The following is a 342-nucleotide window of genomic DNA, read 5'->3' on the forward strand; positions in this document are numbered from 1 at the left end:
GCTTCCCAGTAGGAGTCGAAATCGGCGCAGACCAGGAAGCGGTCGTAATCCACCAGCGAATCGATCAGCCCGGTATAACGCGAGGTGTCATCCGGCGAGAACACCCCGCTGCGAATCGCTCGCAGCACATCGTTCAAACGATGCGACGCGGCGATGTCCGGCAACGCGCTGAACTCGTGGTTCTGTTTGCGCGCTTCCACCTGCTGGGCGCTGAGGCCGAAGATGAACATGTGCTCGGCACCGATGCGTTCGCACATTTCCACGTTGGCCCCATCCAGCGTGCCGATGGTCAACGCGCCGTTGAGGCCGAACTTCATGTTACTGGCGCCCGAGGCTTCGAAG

The 342-nt window shown here is 61.1% G+C and carries 1 protein-coding gene; it reads right to left on the reverse strand.

Features of this window, described 5'->3' with window-relative positions:
- Positions 1 to 342 (reverse strand): glycogen/starch/alpha-glucan phosphorylase (locus BK660_RS31985; RefSeq protein WP_148057549.1); only part of this gene is annotated, 342 nt, incomplete at both ends.

Origin of the sequence: Pseudomonas brassicacearum (assembly GCF_003732265.1) — a bacterium.
Taxonomy (GTDB): Bacteria; Pseudomonadota; Gammaproteobacteria; order Pseudomonadales; family Pseudomonadaceae; genus Aquipseudomonas; species Aquipseudomonas brassicacearum_D.